The organism is Pseudogracilibacillus sp. SE30717A, from assembly GCF_037071985.1.
Lineage (GTDB): Bacteria > Bacillota > Bacilli > Bacillales > Amphibacillaceae > Pseudogracilibacillus.
In genome coordinates this window covers 73,408-93,263 of record NZ_JAXHDF010000006.1, presented here as the reverse complement: position 1 = coordinate 93,263, position 19,856 = coordinate 73,408, and the positions used below count along the sequence as shown (strand labels likewise).

General features: G+C 37.4%; 16 protein-coding genes and 1 riboswitch. Of the genes, 1 reads left to right on the top strand and 15 read right to left on the bottom strand.

The genetic code is table 11. The features are described 5' to 3' along the window. Nucleotides 1–4: 4 nt before the first annotated feature. The 15 genes from SPD48_RS11010 to SPD48_RS10940 form a co-directional block, all read right to left on the bottom strand. Complete coding sequence (locus SPD48_RS11010; protein ID WP_336258159.1) at nucleotides 5–688, bottom strand: heptaprenylglyceryl phosphate synthase; 684 nt, start codon at nucleotides 686–688, stop codon at nucleotides 5–7. A gap of 593 nt (nucleotides 689–1,281) precedes the next feature. Next, nucleotides 1,282–1,575: a YerC/YecD family TrpR-related protein gene (locus tag SPD48_RS11005; RefSeq protein WP_336258158.1), complete on the bottom strand. Its 294-nt coding sequence runs from the start codon at nucleotides 1,573–1,575 to the stop codon at nucleotides 1,282–1,284. A 12-nt stretch (nucleotides 1,576–1,587) separates the two neighbouring features. Next, nucleotides 1,588–2,634 carry a DUF3048 domain-containing protein gene (locus SPD48_RS11000; RefSeq protein ID WP_336258157.1) on the bottom strand — a complete coding sequence of 349 codons (1,047 nt, stop codon included), beginning with the start codon at nucleotides 2,632–2,634 and terminating at the stop codon, nucleotides 1,588–1,590. 22 nt (nucleotides 2,635–2,656) lie between these two features. Then, nucleotides 2,657–4,399 carry an adenine deaminase C-terminal domain-containing protein gene (locus tag SPD48_RS10995; RefSeq protein WP_336258156.1) on the bottom strand — a complete coding sequence of 581 codons (1,743 nt, stop codon included), beginning with the start codon at nucleotides 4,397–4,399 and terminating at the stop codon, nucleotides 2,657–2,659. A gap of 373 nt (nucleotides 4,400–4,772) precedes the next feature. Beyond that, entirely contained in the window at nucleotides 4,773–6,026 is a 1,254-nt protein-coding gene (gene purD / locus SPD48_RS10990) for a phosphoribosylamine--glycine ligase (protein WP_336258155.1), read from the bottom strand. Between the two features lie 256 nt (nucleotides 6,027–6,282). After that, entirely contained in the window at nucleotides 6,283–7,815 is a 1,533-nt protein-coding gene (gene purH, locus SPD48_RS10985) for a bifunctional phosphoribosylaminoimidazolecarboxamide formyltransferase/IMP cyclohydrolase (RefSeq protein ID WP_336258154.1), read from the bottom strand. Between the two features lie 59 nt (nucleotides 7,816–7,874). Further along, nucleotides 7,875–8,444 carry a phosphoribosylglycinamide formyltransferase gene (gene purN / locus SPD48_RS10980; RefSeq protein ID WP_336258153.1) on the bottom strand — a complete coding sequence of 190 codons (570 nt, stop codon included), beginning with the start codon at nucleotides 8,442–8,444 and terminating at the stop codon, nucleotides 7,875–7,877. After that, complete coding sequence (gene purM / locus SPD48_RS10975) at nucleotides 8,441–9,457, bottom strand: phosphoribosylformylglycinamidine cyclo-ligase (protein WP_336258152.1); 1,017 nt, start codon at nucleotides 9,455–9,457, stop codon at nucleotides 8,441–8,443. The genes purN and purM overlap by 4 nt, the downstream gene beginning before the upstream one ends. Before the next feature lie 126 nt (nucleotides 9,458–9,583). Further along, nucleotides 9,584–10,957 carry an amidophosphoribosyltransferase gene (gene purF, locus SPD48_RS10970; protein WP_442962145.1) on the bottom strand — a complete coding sequence of 458 codons (1,374 nt, stop codon included), beginning with the start codon at nucleotides 10,955–10,957 and terminating at the stop codon, nucleotides 9,584–9,586. A gap of 16 nt (nucleotides 10,958–10,973) precedes the next feature. Continuing rightward, complete coding sequence (gene purL, locus SPD48_RS10965; RefSeq protein WP_336258368.1) at nucleotides 10,974–13,190, bottom strand: phosphoribosylformylglycinamidine synthase subunit PurL; 2,217 nt, start codon at nucleotides 13,188–13,190, stop codon at nucleotides 10,974–10,976. A 601-nt stretch (nucleotides 13,191–13,791) separates the two neighbouring features. Further along, nucleotides 13,792–15,084: an adenylosuccinate lyase gene (purB, locus tag SPD48_RS10960; RefSeq protein ID WP_336258151.1), complete on the bottom strand. Its 1,293-nt coding sequence runs from the start codon at nucleotides 15,082–15,084 to the stop codon at nucleotides 13,792–13,794. Continuing rightward, nucleotides 15,081–16,199 carry a 5-(carboxyamino)imidazole ribonucleotide synthase gene (purK, locus tag SPD48_RS10955; protein WP_336258367.1) on the bottom strand — a complete coding sequence of 373 codons (1,119 nt, stop codon included), beginning with the start codon at nucleotides 16,197–16,199 and terminating at the stop codon, nucleotides 15,081–15,083. The genes purB and purK overlap by 4 nt, the downstream gene beginning before the upstream one ends. A gap of 4 nt (nucleotides 16,200–16,203) precedes the next feature. Beyond that, nucleotides 16,204–16,695, bottom strand: coding sequence for a 5-(carboxyamino)imidazole ribonucleotide mutase (gene purE / locus SPD48_RS10950; protein ID WP_336258150.1), 492 nt, complete (start codon nucleotides 16,693–16,695; stop codon nucleotides 16,204–16,206). Nucleotides 16,696–16,855: 160 nt separating this feature from the next. After that, nucleotides 16,856–16,956, bottom strand: a riboswitch (purine riboswitch). 65 nt (nucleotides 16,957–17,021) lie between these two features. Then, nucleotides 17,022–17,720 (bottom strand): DUF2179 domain-containing protein, encoded by a 699-nt coding sequence (locus SPD48_RS10945; protein ID WP_336258149.1) that lies wholly within the window; start codon nucleotides 17,718–17,720, stop codon nucleotides 17,022–17,024. Nucleotides 17,721–17,858: 138 nt separating this feature from the next. Further along, a complete protein-coding gene (locus SPD48_RS10940; RefSeq protein ID WP_336258148.1) occupies nucleotides 17,859–18,569 on the bottom strand; it encodes an MOSC domain-containing protein in 711 nt (236 codons plus the stop codon). 103 nt (nucleotides 18,570–18,672) lie between these two features. Here SPD48_RS10940 and SPD48_RS10935 point away from each other — a divergent pair, with 103 nt between their 5' ends. Next, nucleotides 18,673–19,845: an MFS transporter gene (locus SPD48_RS10935; RefSeq protein WP_336258147.1), complete on the top strand. Its 1,173-nt coding sequence runs from the start codon at nucleotides 18,673–18,675 to the stop codon at nucleotides 19,843–19,845. Nucleotides 19,846–19,856 lie beyond the last annotated feature (11 nt).

Below are 19,856 nucleotides of genomic sequence, written 5' to 3'. Positions count from 1 at the left end.
CCCCTTATTTTACTACCTCTACTGTTTTTAATGCGTCATTAAAATCAGTATAAATACTATTTCCAACTACGATGACGTCAGCAAATTGTTTCATTTCTTTCGCTTGTTCAACATTCTTAATGCCGCCACCATAAAATAATGTCGTCTTATTTAGTTCTTGTTTTACTTTTTCAACGAGTTTTGGGTCGCCATATGTACCACTATACTCCAAATAAAAAATCGGTAATTTAAAAATATGTTCTGCCATAAATGCATAACTAATTACGTCTTCCTCATCCGGTAATATACAATTCGTTTTTTTATATGCTTTGGATTCCGGATTTAATATACAATATCCTTCAACTAGAATCTCATCCCAATCCATCATTTCTCTATATTCTTTAATAGCTTTATGCTGAATATCCATAATCCACTTTTTTTCTTTACTATTTAATACCATTGGAATGAAGTAATAGTCAAATCCTGGTGAAATTGCATCTAAAGAAGAAACTTCTAATATACAAGGAATTGCATACCTTCTAACACGATACATTAATTCTAAAATCGCATCAAAAGTGATATTATCAGTTCCACCAATTATAATCGCATCTGTTCCTGAATCACATAATTGTTCTAAATGATCATCAGAAATTTCTTTCGCTGGGTCTAATTTAAATACATGCTTCCATTCATTAATTAGATAGTTCAAGGCATAGTCCTCCACTTTTATTATCCATTTATATATTATAGCAAAAATATTGTATGAACTAGAGTGAAACGAGAATAAATTCTATTTCCATTTGAACAGAAACTAATTGAAAAGGAAAGTAGTAGTACAGGAGATAATGTAGAGGTTAAATTAAATACGTTTTATTCAAATTGAAATCCGAACAATGAATTATATTTGTTCGGATTATCTTTTGTATATTTTTTTATAAAATTGTGTTGTTAAATGAACGTAGACTGTTCACCACCCCAATAATTTGGAGTTGAAATACCGCTTCGGCAGAATACTTCGCTTTCACCACAGGCATAAGAGCGACATCTGTTCAAGCTGCACTATCGTTTGCTTTTACAGTATCTCCTTTACCGTGGGCACGGCCTCAGCCTCCTCGGAAGCAAAAACCGCTTCCTGTGGGAGGAAAGGTCTCGGTGAGACTACGAAGTGCGTGGCACGAAGGAGGCTCAACAGCCGCCCACGGAAAGCGCAGTGTATTTTCGTAGCGAGTTATACGATTAACTTTTTATAATTACTGCGCAGTTTATAGCAACTATCTATTAAGATCCTACGTTGACTAGTCCTTATTTTTCTATCATCCGACTTAAAACTGTTTCATAACCGCCGCTGCCGTAATCAAGACATCTTCTTACACGGGAAATAGTAGCAGTAGAAGCTTTCGTCTGTCGCTCTATTTCATTGTACGTACTTCCTTCGTTTAACATTTTAGCTACTTGAAGTCGTTGGGCTAGCGATTGGATTTCATTCATCGTTGCGACATCATCAAAAAATTTATAACATTCTTCCCGTGTTTTTAAAGAGAGAATCGCATCGAATAATTGATCTAATTGCTTCCCACGTAATTTATCAATTTGCAAATCAAATCCCCCTTATTCTTTATTCTTAAATTCAACCTGTTCATCTACACCTTGTGGAGATGTAGTAGATGGAATAAAATTAATCCATGTTTTTCCGGGTACAAATGGCACTACTTGTCCATCTTTAATAGGAATAATTCGTCCATCTTGGTTTTCCCATTGTAATTGCTGAACCTTACCTTGTTGTAGTAGATACGCGGACCCGCCAGATTCAATATCTATAGATCTTCTTTGTTCATCATCGATAACTCGATGTTCAGCTTCAACGATTAAAACATTAGAAACCTGTATCGGTACATCTGTATTTAATTCAGCACTCATTTGTCCATCATTATAACGTGTATATTGATTAGTTGTCTCATCATAGGTGAATTCTACATAAACGTCATTTTGAGCATAATTAATTCGGACATAATTTGCATCTTCTCCAACTATTTTATCGTCCTCTTTCAAAAATGGTAATGGTTCATAATTCATATGAGTTTCATACTCTTTTTCAGCGGCAACATCATAAGCAGCACCAAATTGAAAATAAGAATTATGTGGTGCTTGTCTAAATGATTCTCGTACAAACAGATGTCCGTCATTATCGTAAATAGCTCCAGGCAAATTTTCTATTCCTCTGGACTGGATCATATCATTTACAAAATTTGCTGCTCCATGATACACATAAATTGCGTCATATCCATCGGCGAGTGTAAAAAAGTATTCGCGGGCACTGCGGACCGGACCAACAACTTCTGGTTCAGTACTTTGATAAATTGCTAAAAATCGTGTAATATCTCCTTCTGTTAACATTTCAAAAACAATGTCTGCATCCGAGAGACCAGTTTGTGGTCTTGCTTGTGCATGATTGTTAACCATAACTGCAATGGCACGATTTGTAACATCCTCATCAGTTGCGATCCCAGTAAATGGGTAAATATTTTGTTCCGTTTCTACTTTTCCTACTTCATTACTATCCTCAGAACCTTTTTCTTTTTCTTCTTCATTAGTCGAACAAGCAACTGCTACTAGTCCAATTGCAATGACGATTATAAGTAGATAGATTTTTTTCATATAATGCGTTCCCCCTATTTTCTTAACGCATATTTGCTGGAACAATGACTTCATGTTTCATAACGTCAACAATCCCTTGTTGAGTAACGCGAATATAAGGTAAATGAGTGGAAGATAAAAATAAGAGTGTATAAATTGGATCTGTAAACTTATATCCTGCCTCTTTAAGGATCTTGACACATTCTCTTTCTTTGTCAATCAGACTCGACATTTTCCCATCATACATAGCACCTGCAAGAGGTAATGATAATTCAAATAGAATCTTTCCTTCATGAGCGAGAACAATTCCTCCACCAATTTCTTTCATTCGATTACACGCTAAACTCATATCTGATTTTCTCTTTCCAATTACTATAATATCATCTGTTGTAGAATAAGTACTGCATAAACCACCAAGTTGATTTGTAAATCCGTTAATAACTGAATTCACACGCCACTTACCAAATCGATCGATTAATAGTAAAAATGCATCTTCATTTCCAGAAGGTAAATTATCGGCAGTAATGTCGATATCAACCGCGTATGGTTTCATAATGACATCATTTTCCATTTTCAATCCGATTGGTATAGAGAATTGTAGATCATCCTTATTAATTTCCCAATTAAATTCAGCCTTGGTTACTTCATGTTTTTTCCAATCAATCAAAGGTTTTTGAGGACTTGTGACACCATCTCGGATAATCCACTTTCCTTTAGCTAAAACACTTAATGGATGCGGGTCATCCTTTTCATACAGTATATTAATATGCGCCAGTCTTCCAGGAGCGATACTACCTAATAGTTCATCCAAATGATAGTATTTTGCCACGTTATACGTAGCCATTCGGTAAGCATCTATAAGCGGAACACCTTTTTTAATGGCAATATCTATACAGACATTAATTAATCCACGTTTATTATACGAAGGGGTAGATCCATCAGTCGTATACATCATTTGGTCATACGCATCTATTTTATCATGAAGCAATTGTTTTAATATTATCGGCAAATCAGGGCGAATAGATGAATAACGCAACGCTACATGATACCCTAACTCAAGTCTTCTTACAACTTCTTCTCCTGTCATTGCTTCGTGATCTGCACTAGCACCGAGTAACTTTAATTTGGTTAATGTCTCTTGTGAAGCTCCCGGAAAATGACCTTCCACTCGTTTACCCAATCTCTTTGTCTCTTGTATCCAATATAATAATCGGTCATCTCCTGCGAGCAGCTGAGGCCAAGAAGTCAGCTCACCACCTTGAATTACAGATGGGTTTGATACCCATGATAAAATATCATTCGTATTAAACTTTTCTTCGCTATCTCTTAACATCGATTGGGAATCGTACCGCCCCCACCAAAACATCGAAACGGGTAATTTGTGAAAATTCTCTATAATCGAAAACGCTTTCTTTTTATCAAATAAAGAAAGTAACCGAATATTATCGTTAATTAATGTAGTCGTTCCAAATTTTGCAGCATGAAATGCTAACATCTCAGGATTATATAACTGAAATGGATGAGCATGTGGCTCTATATAACCTGGAACCAAATATTGTCCAGTACAATCGATGATTTCTGTACCTTCTGTTTGTTGAGGCATTCTATTTCCAACATATACAATACGCTCTTTATACGCCCAAACATTTTCTTGTTTCCAAGTCTTTGTAAAAACATTTAAGTATGTACCATTTGTAAATACGATGGATGGTGCTATTTTATTTTCAACGACAGCCACATGTTCACGCAGCTCTCTGTTTCTCCAAAATTGTCCTTGTTCTAGCATAAGTCAACTCTCCAATAAAATGAATTCTTTCCCAACACAATCAAAGTTTTTGGTTATTTTATGATTGTGATTATATTATTATTTTATCATACATAGAAAAGATATTTTGCTGAAAACGCTTAAAAAAATAAAAGTTCATGTGAAAGTTTGAACAAATAGAGAAGTTTTTCTAATATAGATTAATAGAAATAAGATAAAATTGGATCATATAAGTTCAACTATGGTGAAAATCGCATATCACTGATCATTCCTATTAGTCAGAAAATCACTATTCCTTTATCTGAACAGGAAATTAATCCTTGGCACACACGCTGCTTATAAAACAGAAAAAGAAAAATCCAAATTGATGTTCGGATTTTTCTTTGTTTAAAAATTATATTTTTGATATGCCAATATCTGTTCGATAAAAGAATGCATCAGTATCGTCATAAACACGTAAAAGTTCGTATGCATTTTTCCGGGCAATCTCCAAATTGTCTCCTAAACCGCCTATAAGTAAGACACGCCCTCCGTTTGAGACAAGACCTTTTTCAGTGCTTTTTGTACCGGCTTGAACGACAAATGTTTGCTCAGTCGTTTTTGTGTCAGGAATAAGAGCACCTTTTTCATACAAATTCGGATACCCTTTTGATGCCACAACAACCCCAACGCAAGCTTCATTTTTCCAACTTAATTTCGGGTCTTTTCCTTCCATAACATCAAGAATGACTTGCAATAAATCATTTTCCAAAAGAGGCAAGACTACTTGAGTTTCCGGATCCCCAAAACGAGTATTAAATTCGATCACTTTCGTACCCGTTGCTGTCTGCATTAAACCTGCATACAAAATTCCTGTGAATGGACGGCCTTCTTTCATTAAGCCATCTGCTGCCTTTTGTAATACTTCTCTCGTTGTATATTCCACGATGTCATCCGTAATATCAGGTACTGGTGCAAATACTCCCATACCACCAGTATTTGGCCCCTCGTCATTATCATAAGCCCGTTTATGGTCACGTGCAGGAATCATTGGAAAAACATTGGACTCATGTACGAAAGCAATTAATGAAAATTCGCGGCCATCCAGAAATTCTTCTATTACAATTTTACGCCCTGCACCACGAAAGGCGTCTTCAACCATTAATTTATCAATCGCATCGAGCGCCATTTCTTTTGTTTCGGCGACGATAACCCCTTTACCTTCTGCTAAGCCATCTGCCTTAATAACAATCGGTGCACCTTTTTCTTCCACATATTTTTTTGCTGCTTCTGCTTCTGTAAAAGTTTCGTAGGCTGCGGTAGGAATACCATGATTCACCATGAATTGTTTAGCAAAATCTTTACTACCTTCCAACAATGCTGCTTCCTTCGTCGGGGCAAAAATAGCTAATCCCTGTTCCTTAAATGCATTTGCGATCCCGGCATTTAATGGATTCTCAGGTCCTACAATTGTCAAATCAATGTTTTTATCCTTTGCAAATTGGATAAGTCCCTCAATATCCATCTCATCGATTGGAACACATGTCGCATGCTCTTCTATCCCACCATTGCCTGGAGCTGCGTATATTTTTCCAACACGATCACTTTTTTCTAAATGCATGATGACACTATGTTCGCGTCCCCCACGCCCGACAACTAAAATATTCATCCCATACACCTTTCTAAGACTGTTATATTTTATAATAATTTGTTTTATCAGCGGTTTTACGAATATATCGGCGCTGAATTGTATTTATCGGTGGTTCCCTAGAGATATCGGCGCTGAATTGTATTTATCGGTGATTCCCTAGATATATCGGCGATAAATCGTATTTATCGGCCGTATTACGAAATATTTCGGCGTATTCTCACACTAAGTGCGAAAATCACCCGCCGCCTCCAAGGTGCCCACTGCACCACTGTTCTTAATGCTTAAAATGACGCATTTTCGTATAGACCATAGCAATTCCATTTGCATTACATACGTCTATGGAATCTTGATCTCGCTTTGACCCTCCTGGCTGAATGATCGCTGTGATTCCGGCTTTTGCTGCGGCTTCAACCGTATCTGGCATTGGAAAAAATGCATCAGATGCCAAAACTGCATTTTCAGCTTTTTTCCCTGCTTGTTCAATAGCGATATTCGCTGCGCCAATTCGATTCATTTGCCCAGCACCGATTCCTACAGTCTGTTTATTTTTTGCGACTACAATTGCATTCGATTTTACATGTTTAACTGCTTTCCAGCTAAATAATAAATCTTCTATTTCTTCCGCTGACGGTTTTCGGTCTGTAACAACCTCAAGATCTGAAGCTTCAATCTTTCCTTCGTCACTCGTTTGAACGAGAACTCCACCTTTAACTGTTGTTATTTTTTCAGGCGCTTTTCTTGCGTTAAAATTTTCTAGTTCAAGTAAACGAATATTTTGTTTTTGCATTAAAATTTCTTTTGCTTCGTCCGTAAAATTTGGCGCCATCACAATTTCTAAAAATATTTCATGCATTTGTATCGCTGTATCTTTATCCACTTCTCGATTACATGCAATAATACCACCAAAAATTGAAATAGGATCTGCTTCATATGCACGCTTAAATGCTTCATGTAAATGATCCGCTAATCCGATTCCACATGGATTCATATGTTTTACCGCTACAACAGCAGATGCATCATACTCTGCGACAATTTCAAGGGCTGCATTCGCATCTTGAATATTGTTAAACGATAATTCCTTGCCGTGTAATTGCTTTGCAGTTGCTAAGCTTACCCCTTTATATTGTACATCTTCATAAAACGCAGCTTGTTGATGAGGATTCTCTCCATAACGCAAATCTTGTACTTTTTCATATGTAACTGTATAATTTTCAGGAAAAACTTCTTCGATGACTTCATTGAAATAGCGGGCAATCATCGCATCATAATGTGCAGTATGTCGAAATACTTTTGCCGCTAACTGTTTGCGTGTTTCCATATCGACCGTGCCTTCCTCAAGTTTAGCACCAATATGCTCATAATCAGCAGGGTCTACGACAACGACAACATCATTAAAGTTTTTGGCAGCGGCCCGTAACATTGTCGGTCCACCGATATCGATATTTTCGATCACTTCTTCTTCTGTTACGCCTAGTTTCGTTACCGTCTCTTTAAATGGATATAAGTTAACAACGACAAGATCGATCGGTTCAATCTCGTTTTCTTTTAATGCTTCCATATGTGCTTGCTGATCGCGTTTTGCAAGTAGACCACCGTGCACTTTCGGATGTAATGTTTTTACTCTTCCATCTAAAATTTCTGGAAACCCGGTTACCGTATCAACCTGTTTTGCGTCAATACCTTCATCTGTTAACAATTTTAAGGTGCCGCCTGTAGATATGATTTCATAATCTAATGCTGCTAATTTTTTTACAAATGGTACGAGATGTTCCTTATTCGATACACTGATCAATGCTCTTTTTTTCATGCTTGATACTCCTCATACGTGTTTAAAATTTTTATGAACTAGTAAGATTTAACTATTAATCATTGTTTCGTTATGTCGGCTATTACTCTTGTATACAATACATGCTCTACTTGTTGAATTCGCTCTTGTAGTGTCTCCCGCGTATCATTAGGAAAGACAGTTACCGGCTCTTGTGCAATGATTGGCCCTGTATCAACGCCTTCATCTACATAATGAATAGTAACTCCAGAAACCTTTACTCCCGCTTCTAGAGCTTGTCCTACAGCATCTTTTCCTGGAAAGGACGGTAGAAGAGATGGATGTACATTGATAATTTTGTCGCCATAACCGTTAAGTAATGTTTTCCCTACAATTCGCATGTAGCCTGACAATACAATCCACTGAACATTCGCTCGTTTAAGTCTTTTTAAAATGTCTTCTTCATATTCTTCTTTTGATGAAAAGGTATTTGGGTCTAGCACGACTGTTTCTACACCAAAACCTGCTGCTTTTCCTATTACATGTGCTTTTGGTTTGTCACAAACTAACATGACGACATCAAAATTACGATCTCTACTTGTCATCATTGCCTCAAAGTTTGTTCCAGCACCAGATGCGAAAACTGCTACACGCGTCCGAATCTCAATCATGCAAATTGCACCCCTTCCCCACTAATCACATTTCCAATTATTGCAGCTTCTTCACCTAAATCTTGCAAAATAGTAATTGCTTCAGCTGCATCTTCTTTTGAAACGACTAACGCCATGCCGACACCCATATTAAACACTCCATACATCTCTTCAGTAGATATATTTCCTTTACGCTGAATAAATGTCAAAATTTCAGGGACTTCCCATTTACTCTCATCTAATTTCACACCGAGTCCATCAGGAAGTATGCGTGGGAAGTTTTCATAAAATCCGCCGCCCGTAATATGTGCGATCCCTTTTATCTCGATCTTTTCCATCACGGCATCAATTGATTTGGCATATATTTTTGTCGGTCGTAAAACAGCTTCCCCTAATGTTTCTGAGAGGCCATCATATTGCTTATTTAAATCAAGTCCTTGAATTACGTTTCGTACTAACGAATAACCATTTGAATGAATGCCACTTGATGCAATACCAACTACACAATCAGTTGCTTGTATTGATTCACCGGTAATAAGTTTTGATTTTTCAGCAATCCCAACTGCAAAGCCAGCTAAATCATACTCTTCTTCTTTATACATCCCTGGCATCTCGGCTGTTTCACCGCCTATTAAAGCAGCACCTGAGGCAACACATCCCTCACTTACTCCAGCAACAATCTGTTCAATAACTTCTGGATCGTTTTTTCCACAGCCGATATAATCGAGAAAGAATAGTGGCTTTGCTCCTTGTGCAACGACATCATTTACACACATAGCAACTAGATCAATGCCGATTGTGTCATGCTTATTCATTTCAAATGCAAGCATTAATTTTGTACCTACTCCGTCTGTCCCTGAAACAAGTACCGGTTCTTTGTATTGTAGAGATGTTAATTCAAATAACCCGCCGAAGGACCCTATTCCACCTAATACTTCTGATCGTGTTGTTTTCGTGATATGTTTTTTCATACGTTCGACAGCTTCATACCCTTTTTCAACATCGACACCAGCATTTTTATATACATTTGACATATATTTATTCGCCCCTAAATTTATTGTATTCATATTGAAAGTTTGTTTGTAAATATGTTTTCTATATTATAGCTTATTTACTGTTTGTTAGCCTATTTTTTTCAGCTTATTTAATCGAATAGCGAATTAATATTTTCTATAAAACTCTTTTCGCTGGTCATTTTCAAGAACAGGGTAGTTACCTGTCATACATGCAGCACAAACACCTTGGTTCAATGTTTTATCTTTAATAATCGCTTTTTCCATTCCTTCAACGGATAAAAACTCGATCGAGTCCGCTTCAATAAGATCTTTAATCTCTTCATTCGTGTGATTAGCTGCAATAAGCTCTTTTTTCGTTAGCATATCAATACCATATAAACATGGATTTTCAATACGAGGGGAAGAAATTCGAACATGAACCTCTCTTGCACCAGCTTCTTTTAATAAACGAACGATCCGTCGACTTGTTGTTCCCCGAACAATAGAGTCATCGATCATCACAACGCTTTTACCTTCTACGACACCACGTACAGGAGAAAGTTTCATTTTAACCCCTTGTTCCCTTAATTCTTGAGAAGGTTGAATAAACGTTCTCCCTATATACCGATTTTTAAGGACACCCATTTCATATGGTAATCCACATTGCTCCGCATACCCGATCGCCGCAGAAATACTTGAATCAGGCACACCTGTAACAACATCGGCATCAAACTTAGGATGTTCTTTAGCGAGTTCAATTCCCATTCTTTTTCTTGCTGTATGAACATTTACTTCATTCAAATCACTGTCCGGACGAGAAAAATAAACATATTCCATTGCACATAGATTTCGAGGTTCTCTTAATAGAAAACGAGTCGATTTTATGCCTTCATTACTTATTGTCAGTAATTCACCTGGCATAACTTCACGTTCAAATGTTGCACCAATGATATTAAATGCACAAGTTTCCGAGGCAACGACATAAGCATCTCCCAACTTACCTAACGATAAAGGACGAATCCCCCTTGGATCTAGTGCAACGTATAACTTATCCTCTGTTAAAATTAGAAATGCATATGCGCCGACAAGCTGTTTTAAACTTTCAATAATTGCTTCTTCAGTTGTTTTTTGACTGTTTTTTCGCATTAAATGTGCTAAAACTTCTGTATCGGAAGTAGTTTGTAAAATACTTCCTGTCTCTTCTAAATTTCTACGAATACTGTCTGCATTAACAATTTTGCCATTATGTGCGATTGCTGTACTGCCATTTAATGTATGAAATACGAAAGGTTGTACATTATTAAAAACTCCGTCATCTTGTGTAGCGTTTCGGACATGCCCAATCGCAGCATGTCCTGGATTTTCGGCAAAGTCATACCGTTTAAATACGTCATTGACTAGACCAACATCTTTATGAACGTTTAACTGTTCACCATCTGTCACAACTATTCCTGCACCATCTTGTCCTCGATGTTGCATAGAATGTAATCCATAATAGGTGATCTCAGCGGCTTTTTTATGACCCCAAATTCCAAACATAGTCATTCCTCATTTTTTAATTGGATTTCAGTAAAGTTTGGATACTGTTTTTCCATCCTTTTCTGAGTTGTTCCATATCTTCATTGATGATTTGCTCACCGTCTTTTGTATAGACGATAAATTTCCCCTCTGATGTTACGTTACCAAGTTTAGTTAGTTCAAGCCCACTTTTTTCAAATGATTCTGCATCTTCTTCCTTTACTGAAACAACATAACGAGATTGTGTCTCACTGAATAGTTCAATCGTCGCATCTTCTGTTAAGGTAATATTGATTCCAACATTTCCACGAATCGCTTTCTCCGCTAATGCAACGGCTAACCCACCTTCAGCGATATCTTCAGCTGATACGAGAAGTCCATTTTGAATGGCTTGCAATACTTTTTCCTGACGTTCTTTTTCTATTTGTAAGTCGAGTTGTGGTGCTTTTCCATCGTATTCTTCTTGCATAAGATTTTGCAGTTCACTGCCGCCAAATTCTGCTTTTGCTTTACCAATCACATAGATAACATCTCCACTGTTTTGGAACGAGTTTGGTGTAATGTGATCCAGTGATTCAAACAGACCGACAATGCCAATGATCGGTGTTGGAAAAATTGGCTCGCCGTATGACTGATTGTACATCGATACGTTACCACTAATAACAGGTACACTTAACTCACGGCATGCTTCACTTATCCCATCAATACTTTTTTCCATCTGCCAAAAAACTTCTTCATTTGTAGGATTCCCGTAATTTAAACCATCCGTAATTCCAATTGGTTTTGCACCTGAAACAATAATGTTTCGACATGCCTCTGCAACAGCAATTTTTCCGCCTACTTCCGGATCTAAATAGATATAACGAGCATTACAATCTGCCGAAATTGCGATTGCTTTATCTTTTCCTTCTATTTTTACTACGGCTGCTCCAGACCCAGGTCCTACTAATGTATTCCCACGCGCTTCTGAATCAAATTGATCGTATACCCATTCTTTACTTGAAACTGTTGGGCTTTCTAATAACAGCTTTAACATTTCACCATAATTATTAATTTTCGGAACAGTCTCTTCTAATTGCTGAAACTCCTTATAATAAGTTGCTTCTTTTGATGGGAGATGATAGATTGGGGCATCTTTATCCAATGCATCAACCGGGATTTCTGCCCAAATTTTATTTTCATGCTGAATTCGAAAAACATTTTCTTCTAAAACTTTGCCAACTGCAACAGCTTCAATATCATGCTTATTAAACAGATCAATAATTTCTTGTTCGGAACCTTTTTTAACGACTAAAAGCATTCTTTCTTGCGTCTCAGATAGCATCATCTCATATGCTGACATATCTTCTTCTGCTTGAGGTACGGAATCTAAGTCAAGTAACATTCCTGTTCCGGCTTTTGATGCCATTTCACTTCCAGATGACGTAAGTCCCGCCGCTCCCATATCTTGCATACCTATAAGCGCATCATGATGGATCACTTCTAAGCATGCTTCAATCAGTCTTTTTTCAAGCTCTGGATTTCCTGCTGCAGGGCTTGCATCTTCTGACTGCTGGTCATCTGAAGAATGTGTTGCACCATGGATCCCATCTCTACCTGTAGGTGCTCCCGCATAAATTACGGTGTTTCCTACTCCAGCTGCAATTCCCTTTTGGATATCTTTATGATCTAGAACTCCCACGACCATCGCATTCACTAATGGACTGTCTTCATAACACTCATCAAATTTGACTTCTCCACCAACTGTTGGAACACCAACATTATTTCCATAATGTGCAATTCCTTTTACAACTTCTTCAAATAAATATTTCGTTCTGTCTGAGATCAAAGGCCCAAATCGTAAAGAGTTAATCGCCGCAACTGGACGAGCTCCCATTGAAAATACATCCCTTAAAATTCCACCAACACCCGTTGCTGCTCCTTCAAAAGGATTAATTTTGGATGGGCTATTATGACTTTCCATCTTAAAGACGACTGCTTGGCCATCGCCAATATCTACTACCCCTGCACCTTCTCCCGGTCCGACGAGAACTTGTGGAGCTTTTGTCGGAAACTTCTTTAAAAGTGGCCTTGATGTTTTATAACTGCAATGTTCTGACCACATTACTGAAAAAATACCCGTTTCGGTATAATTAGGATGACGTTTCATAATGGTTTTTATGCGATCATACTCTTCGTCCGATAACCCCATCTTCCGATATTCTTTATCTCGTTCTATTTGTTCCGGATTCATATTTTCTGGCACAATGATCATCTCCTTATATAGTAGAAACATTTTCATTCAGGTGTTCCCTATTACAGATTGAGTATATGTTGAAACCTCGACTTGTACCTTAAGTTACTCAACTTTAACTCGAATTGCGCGACTTTTACCTTGAATTACGCAACTTTTATCCCAATCGCGCGACTTTCACTTTGAATTGCTCAACTTTTACCCCAATCGCGCGACTTTTACCTTGAATTGCGCAACTTTACCTCGAATCGCGCGACTTTTACCTTGAATTGCTCAACTTTAACCCCAATCGCGCGACTTTCAATTTGAATTGCGCAACTTTACCTCGAATCGCTCGACTTTTACCTTGAATTGCGCAACTTTGACCTTGAATTGCGCAACTTTTACCCGAATCGCGCGACTTTTGCCTTGAATTGCTCAACTTTTACCCCAATCGCGCGACTTTTAGCTTGAATTGCTCAACTTTTACCCCAATTGCGCGACTTTCAGCCCGAATCGAGCAACTTTTACCCCAATTGCGCAACTTTGACCTAGAATTGCTCAGGTTTTATCCGAATTGCGCGACTTTCAGCCCGAATCGAGCAACTTTCATTTTTATCTTCAGATAATTTAGGCTCGTTTGTTATAACCCTAAACGTTCAAAAATAAAATCAACATTTTTCAAATGGTACGTATAGTCAAAGCAATCATCAATTTCTTCTTTAGATAATTTTTCCTGTACAATTTCATTTTGTTCTACTAATTGCTTAAAATGTGTTTCTGTCTCCCACGCTTCCATTGCGAGTGGCTGAACAATACCATAAGCCTCTTCTCGAGCAAGTCCCTTATCGATTAAGGCAAGCAGTACACGTTGTGAAAAAATAACTCCAAATGTTTTATCGATATTTCGTTTCATATTTTCTGGATAAACGGTTAAGTTTTTCACTACATTACTAAAACGGTTCAGCATATAATTTAAAGCAATTGTTGCATCTGGGATAATAACCCGTTCAGCTGAAGAATGAGAAATATCACGTTCATGCCATAAAGATACATTTTCATAGGCTGTAACCATATATCCTCTTACCACTCGTGCCATTCCACTCATGTTTTCCGAAGCAATTGGATTCCGTTTATGTGGCATTGCAGATGAACCAGTTTGTCCTTTACGGAAAAACTCTTCTACTTCACGTGTTTCAGTCTTTTGCAGCCCTCTAATTTCCGTTGCAAATTTCTCAATTGATGTAGCAATTAGCGCAAGCACGGACATATAAGCTGCATGACGATCACGCTGTAATGTTTGCGTTGATAATGGTGCAGGTGATAAACCTAAATGTTTACAAACATATTCTTCAACAAATGGATCAATGTTTGCATATGTTCCAACCGCACCCGATAATTTTCCAAATTCGACTCTCTCTGCCGCTTCGTTAAAACGTTCTAGATTCCGCTTCATTTCCTCATACCATAAAGCAAGCTTCAAGCCGAATGTTGTCGGCTCGGCATGTACACCATGAGTACGTCCCATCATGACTGTATGCTTATGTTCGATCGCTTTTGTTTTAATAATCTCAATAAATTGTTCTAAATCTTTCCGAATTATTTCATTAGCCTGCTTTATTAAATAAGATAGTGCTGTATCAACGACATCTGTTGATGTTAAACCGTAATGTACCCATTTACGTTCTTCCCCAAGTGATTCTGACACTGCGCGAGTAAAAGCAACAACATCATGGCGAGTTTCTTGTTCAATTTCATAAATACGATCCACGTTAAACGATGCATTTTTCCGGATTGCTTTAACATCTTCTTCTGGGATAACGCCAAGTTTTGCCCATGCTTCACAAGCTAATATCTCTACTTCAAGCCAAGCTTTATATTTATTTTCTTCTGTCCAGATAGTACCCATCTCTTCTCGGGTGTAGCGGTCAATCATGTAAGATCCTCCTCGTATTTGCGTTTGTACGTATAAAGTTCCTCTTGGCTAGTTGCGATGAATGTCACATGCCCCATTTTACGTTTTTCTTTTGCTTCTTTTTTACCATATAGATGAACATGTGCTTGAGGGAGTTGATTAAGTGCTCGAAGTGCTTTAAGCATATCTTCCCCAAGAACATTGATCATCATAGCTTTTTGATGCTCGAAAACTTCTGGTAGTGGTAATCCACAAATTGCACGAATATGCAAGCTAAATTGTGATTCATTACAAGCCTCGATCGTAAAATGACCAGAATTATGCGGTCGAGGTGCCATTTCATTAATAAAAACTTCTTCACCTTTAACAAACATTTCAATCGCAAAGGTGCCTACAACGTTAATTTTTTCAGCGAGCAAAGAAGCGGCTTCTTTTACTTTTCGATGTAATTCTTCTGAAATTCTTGCAGGAGCAATTGTTTCATATAATATATGGTCTTTATGATCATTTTCAGCAACCGGGAAAAAGACGATCTCCCCAGACTGGCTTCTTGTAAATACAGTAGATATTTCCTTGTCAAATGTAATCCATTCTTCAATAATAAACGTGCCACCCTGGTCCGCAAATTGGATTGCTGCATCTTTGTCTTGCTCTGTTTCAATCTTCAATTGTCCTTTACCATCATATCCTCCACGGCATGTTTTAATTACTGCTGGGAGAGTTGTTTTTTCTAAAGCTTCTTCGCATTCAGCCCCATTATGAACTATTGAAAAACTCGGTACAGGTAAACCAATATCTTTCATTAAATTTTTCTCTTTTTCTCTATTTTGTGTAACCTCTAATGCATATGATCCTTGAGGAAGTTTGCCCGCCTTTTCAATAAATGTTGCTGCATCTAAATCTACATTTTCAAACTCATAGGTTACAACATCACTTTTCATTGTTAACTCTTTAATTGCGTCCATATCATCATATGCTGCAACAATTTGTCCATCTGCAACTTGAGCAGTGGGACAATTAGGTGTAGGGTCAAGAACGATCACATTGTACCCCATATATTTTGCAGCAATTGCCATCATTCTTCCTAGTTGTCCGCCGCCAATAATTCCAATCGTCTGAGGCGGTAAAACTTTCATAGATTTATTTGCTTGCAAGATCGTCCCTCATTTCTTGTACTTTTTCTCTCATTTTTTTGCGGTAATTATCTAATTTGATACTCGTTGTCATATCTGTTAACCCAATGATTTGTGCAGCAAATATTCCTGCATTCGTAGCCCCTGCCTTACCGATGGCCATTGTTGCTGTCGGAACACCGCCTGGCATTTGGACGATAGACAAAAGAGAGTCCATTCCTCCTAATGCTTTCGTCTGTACAGGTACCCCTATCACTGGAAGTGTTGTTTGTGAGGCGACCATTCCAGGTAAGTGAGCAGCCCCTCCAGCTCCTGCAATGATTACTTTTATACCACGTTGTTTTGCTGTTTTAGCGTAGTCAAACATATCGTCTGGTGTCCGATGTGCTGAAACTACCTCTTTTTCATAACTCACACCTAATTCATCCAGCATCTCACAAGCATATTTCATCGTTTCCCAGTCTGAAATACTACCCATAATGATTCCCACTTGAGTCATGATTAAGCCCTCCATTTTTTTGAATAAGTTGGTATTTTTCGTTAATATTTCTATAAAAAAGTAAAAAAAGTCTATTCCTCCCCATAAACCTTAGGAGAAGATGAATAGACTACCATGTAAAATATGAACGAAAAATAAAAATAATATATAATTTCATTTTCACCACATCATCTTCCCCCATAGTCGTAGCATTTACGGTGCAACGTAGAAACTTTCGAGCCATATTCTCAAAATTATACGGGGAAATACTTATGTTATTTATATTAATTACTACCCTAGTATAACAAATCAATAATTTATTCGTCAATTAAATTACGAACATTAAACTACAATTTAGGTTTAATGTTCGGTTTTTGCGCTCTAGGCTTTGTGAGAGGACTGATAGTATCCTGTTCATCAATGAATTCTTCTACTATTTGGTCATCCTCCATAATTTTTTCTGTAGGAACAATATCTTTTAATACCTGATCTTTTTGTTTACCATTCTGAAATAGCTTTCCCCTTCTAACCTGTTTAACCCAGAACCCTCCTTGAATATGTTTTGGTTCATAAGCAACCATAAAAGCACGTGGGTCAATTTCTGAAATAAGTTGATATAATCGGATTTCTGATTTTCTTGGTGTTAAAATTTGCATAGATAGTCGATCCCCATCCATTCCGGATGATGTCCAACTTGTTACACCGAAACCTTCTTCTCTAAGTCGTTCAGTAAAATTCAATGTTGGATTAGACGAGATTACATTTACTGTAATGTATCCTAGCGCCAATCTTTCTTCGATCATTGATCCAGTTACGATTCCAAGTGCATATCCGACAGCATAGGCAATAATGTTTTGAATTCCATCCAAATTATCTAAGACGATACTTAATCCTAAGATATAGACAATTACTTCAAAAATACTAACAAACGCTGCAAGATAACGACGACCTTTCAACGTTAATATCATGCGAATGGTGGAAAAAGTAACATAGACAATATTGACGATTAATATAATAGCAACGATCATATATGCATTACTTAACACGACGTTCCCTCCCGATTCCTTCTTTGCACACCAAATTTATTGTATTCACTTTTTTACATAGAAAGAACAGTAGTTAATAAAAACCCCCGATTAAAAAGCTTATTGATTAAAAGAGGATTGCCGCTATACTAATAACTATTATTTTTCTTTATTTGGACCATAAACTCGCTTTTCAATGGAAGACTCCTGCCCTCGTAGTCGTCTTTGTAGTCTGTGCCGCCAATTTTCAGCTAATAGCGGACATGATGCTAATTCATACGTTAAGTGTAGATCAGATTTATTTACATGCATGACTTCATTACATGCAGCTATCGACCATTCAGGGTATGGTCTTTCAAGTAATTCTAATGAACTCCCTGCTTCAACTTTTCCTTCTTCAATAACTCGATAATACCAGCCAGTCTTGCCGCTCTTTTGAATTCTCAATGCGAAATCAAGCACTTTAAATCTTCTTGCCGGTTTCCAACATGGTTGCCGTGGCTGTGAAACTTGAATAATCGCATCTCCAAATCGATATGTATCCCCTATATACGTCGTGAATTCATCCGCTTCTTCCATGACTAAGTTTTCTCCCATTGCGCCAGCATCAATATCAACATTTAATTCTTCACGCCAGTAAAAATAGTGTAGAATTGGATAAGCAAATAATGCTTTTTCCGGGCCGCCGTGAACTTTTGTATCAGCCACTTCATCAGACGTTAACCCAGTCTTAGTAAGCAAGATTTTCCCTTCCTGTTCCTTTTTAAACATCCCACTCTTCCATGGTCGTTCAAGCGGATCATTCGCGTTTTCAGTCCCCATTTGTTTTACTTTACCCGTTCGAAGCTGTTTTATAAATGGTGAATTCATGTTATGCCCCTCTTTCGTAATATGGTATAGTTAATATCAGTTATTTACTAGTTTACTATGGAAATAACGTTCAGCAAACTATCGTTTATTTTGAGGTGTCGATATGACAAAAAACAATTCGTTACTATCGTTAAAAATGTTAATTTTCAATTTTCACGCAACGAATACAATCATTATTAGTTTTTTACCTCTGTATTTAAAATATAAAGGATTGACTGGAACTGAGATTGGCTGGGTCCTTGCAATCGGGCCGTTTGCCTCCATCATTTCTCAACCATTTTGGGGATATTTAAGTGATAAATATAAAACAGTAAAACGTATGCTTATAATCTCTGTTATTTGTATGTTAATAGCTAGTATACTATTTTTTCAGATGAATCATTTGGTTGCAATTCTCATCTTTGGCGCAATTTTTTATTTTTTCTCTTCTCCTGTTGGTGCACTGAGTGACAGTTTAGCCCAACGAAAGGCATTTGATCTCAAAATCCCTTTCGGCACCATCCGTATGTGGGGTTCAGTCGGATTTGCATTTTCTTCACTTCTTGTAGGAGAAATTCTAACCAGATTCGGAGTCCAATTTATTGTCTGGCCTTACGTTATTATAGGTACGATATTATTACTTATAACATTTACTATCCAAGACGTTCAAGCTGATTCTTCCCCTGTTAAAATAAGAGACATGGGTAAACTAATAACAAATAAACCTTTTATCTTATTTTTATTTTTAATGATGTTTATTGCAATTGGACATCGTGCAAATGACAGTTTTATGGGTATTTACATTACAGATCTTGGCGGTAGTGAAGGATTGGTCGGTTTTGCATGGTTTATAGGCGTTATCAGTGAAGCCGTTATTTTTGCTTCTGCTGGCTTTTGGTTTCGGAGATTTCATCCGATCTCTTTCATTGTCATTGCCGGTTCTCTGTATAGTTTACGCTGGTTTATTTATGGGACGGCTACAAGTCCGTTTTTAATCATTTCTTTACAAATATTACACGGTCTAACATTTGGAATCTTTTACATTGCTGCATTCGATTATGTCACTAGGATAATTCCAAAACTGTTACAATCTACTGGACATCTAATTTTTTATTCAGTACTTTTTGGCGTTTCAGGAATCATCGGCTCAATGGGTGGCGGGCTCATTTTTGAACATTTGAGCGGTCAGACCCTCTATCAAATTATGGGCTTCCTTGCATTAATAGGAGCGTTAACTCTACTTGCTTTTCATTTTGGTGTTGAACGAAAACGTGCACTGATTAGTGAAAAAAGCTAGTGGGTCTCTAT

Excerpts from the sequence above, each read along its gene's own strand:
- purD (WP_336258155.1), bottom strand. The coding sequence starts at position 6,026 with ATGAATATTTTAGTTGTCGGGCGTGGGGGACGCGAACATAGTGTCATC.
- SPD48_RS10940 (WP_336258148.1), bottom strand. The coding sequence starts at position 18,569 with ATGAATTCACCATTTATAAAACAGCTTCGAACGGGTAAAGTAAAACAA.
- SPD48_RS11000 (WP_336258157.1), bottom strand. The coding sequence starts at position 2,634 with ATGAAAAAAATCTATCTACTTATAATCGTCATTGCAATTGGACTAGTA.
- purM (WP_336258152.1), bottom strand. The coding sequence starts at position 9,457 with ATGTCAAATGTATATAAAAATGCTGGTGTCGATGTTGAAAAAGGGTAT.
- purE (WP_336258150.1), bottom strand. The coding sequence starts at position 16,695 with ATGACTCAAGTGGGAATCATTATGGGTAGTATTTCAGACTGGGAAACG.
- purB (WP_336258151.1), bottom strand. The coding sequence starts at position 15,084 with ATGATTGACCGCTACACCCGAGAAGAGATGGGTACTATCTGGACAGAA.
- purL (WP_336258368.1), bottom strand. The coding sequence starts at position 13,190 with ATGATCATTGTGCCAGAAAATATGAATCCGGAACAAATAGAACGAGAT.
- SPD48_RS10935 (WP_336258147.1), top strand. The coding sequence starts at position 18,673 with ATGACAAAAAACAATTCGTTACTATCGTTAAAAATGTTAATTTTCAAT.
- SPD48_RS10995 (WP_336258156.1), bottom strand. The coding sequence starts at position 4,399 with ATGCTAGAACAAGGACAATTTTGGAGAAACAGAGAGCTGCGTGAACAT.
- purF (WP_442962145.1), bottom strand. The coding sequence starts at position 10,957 with ATGTTTGGAATTTGGGGTCATAAAAAAGCCGCTGAGATCACCTATTAT.
- purH (WP_336258154.1), bottom strand. The coding sequence starts at position 7,815 with ATGAAAAAAAGAGCATTGATCAGTGTATCGAATAAGGAACATCTCGTA.
- purN (WP_336258153.1), bottom strand. The coding sequence starts at position 8,444 with ATGATTGAGATTCGGACGCGTGTAGCAGTTTTCGCATCTGGTGCTGGA.
- purK (WP_336258367.1), bottom strand. The coding sequence starts at position 16,199 with ATGAAAGTTTTACCGCCTCAGACGATTGGAATTATTGGCGGCGGACAA.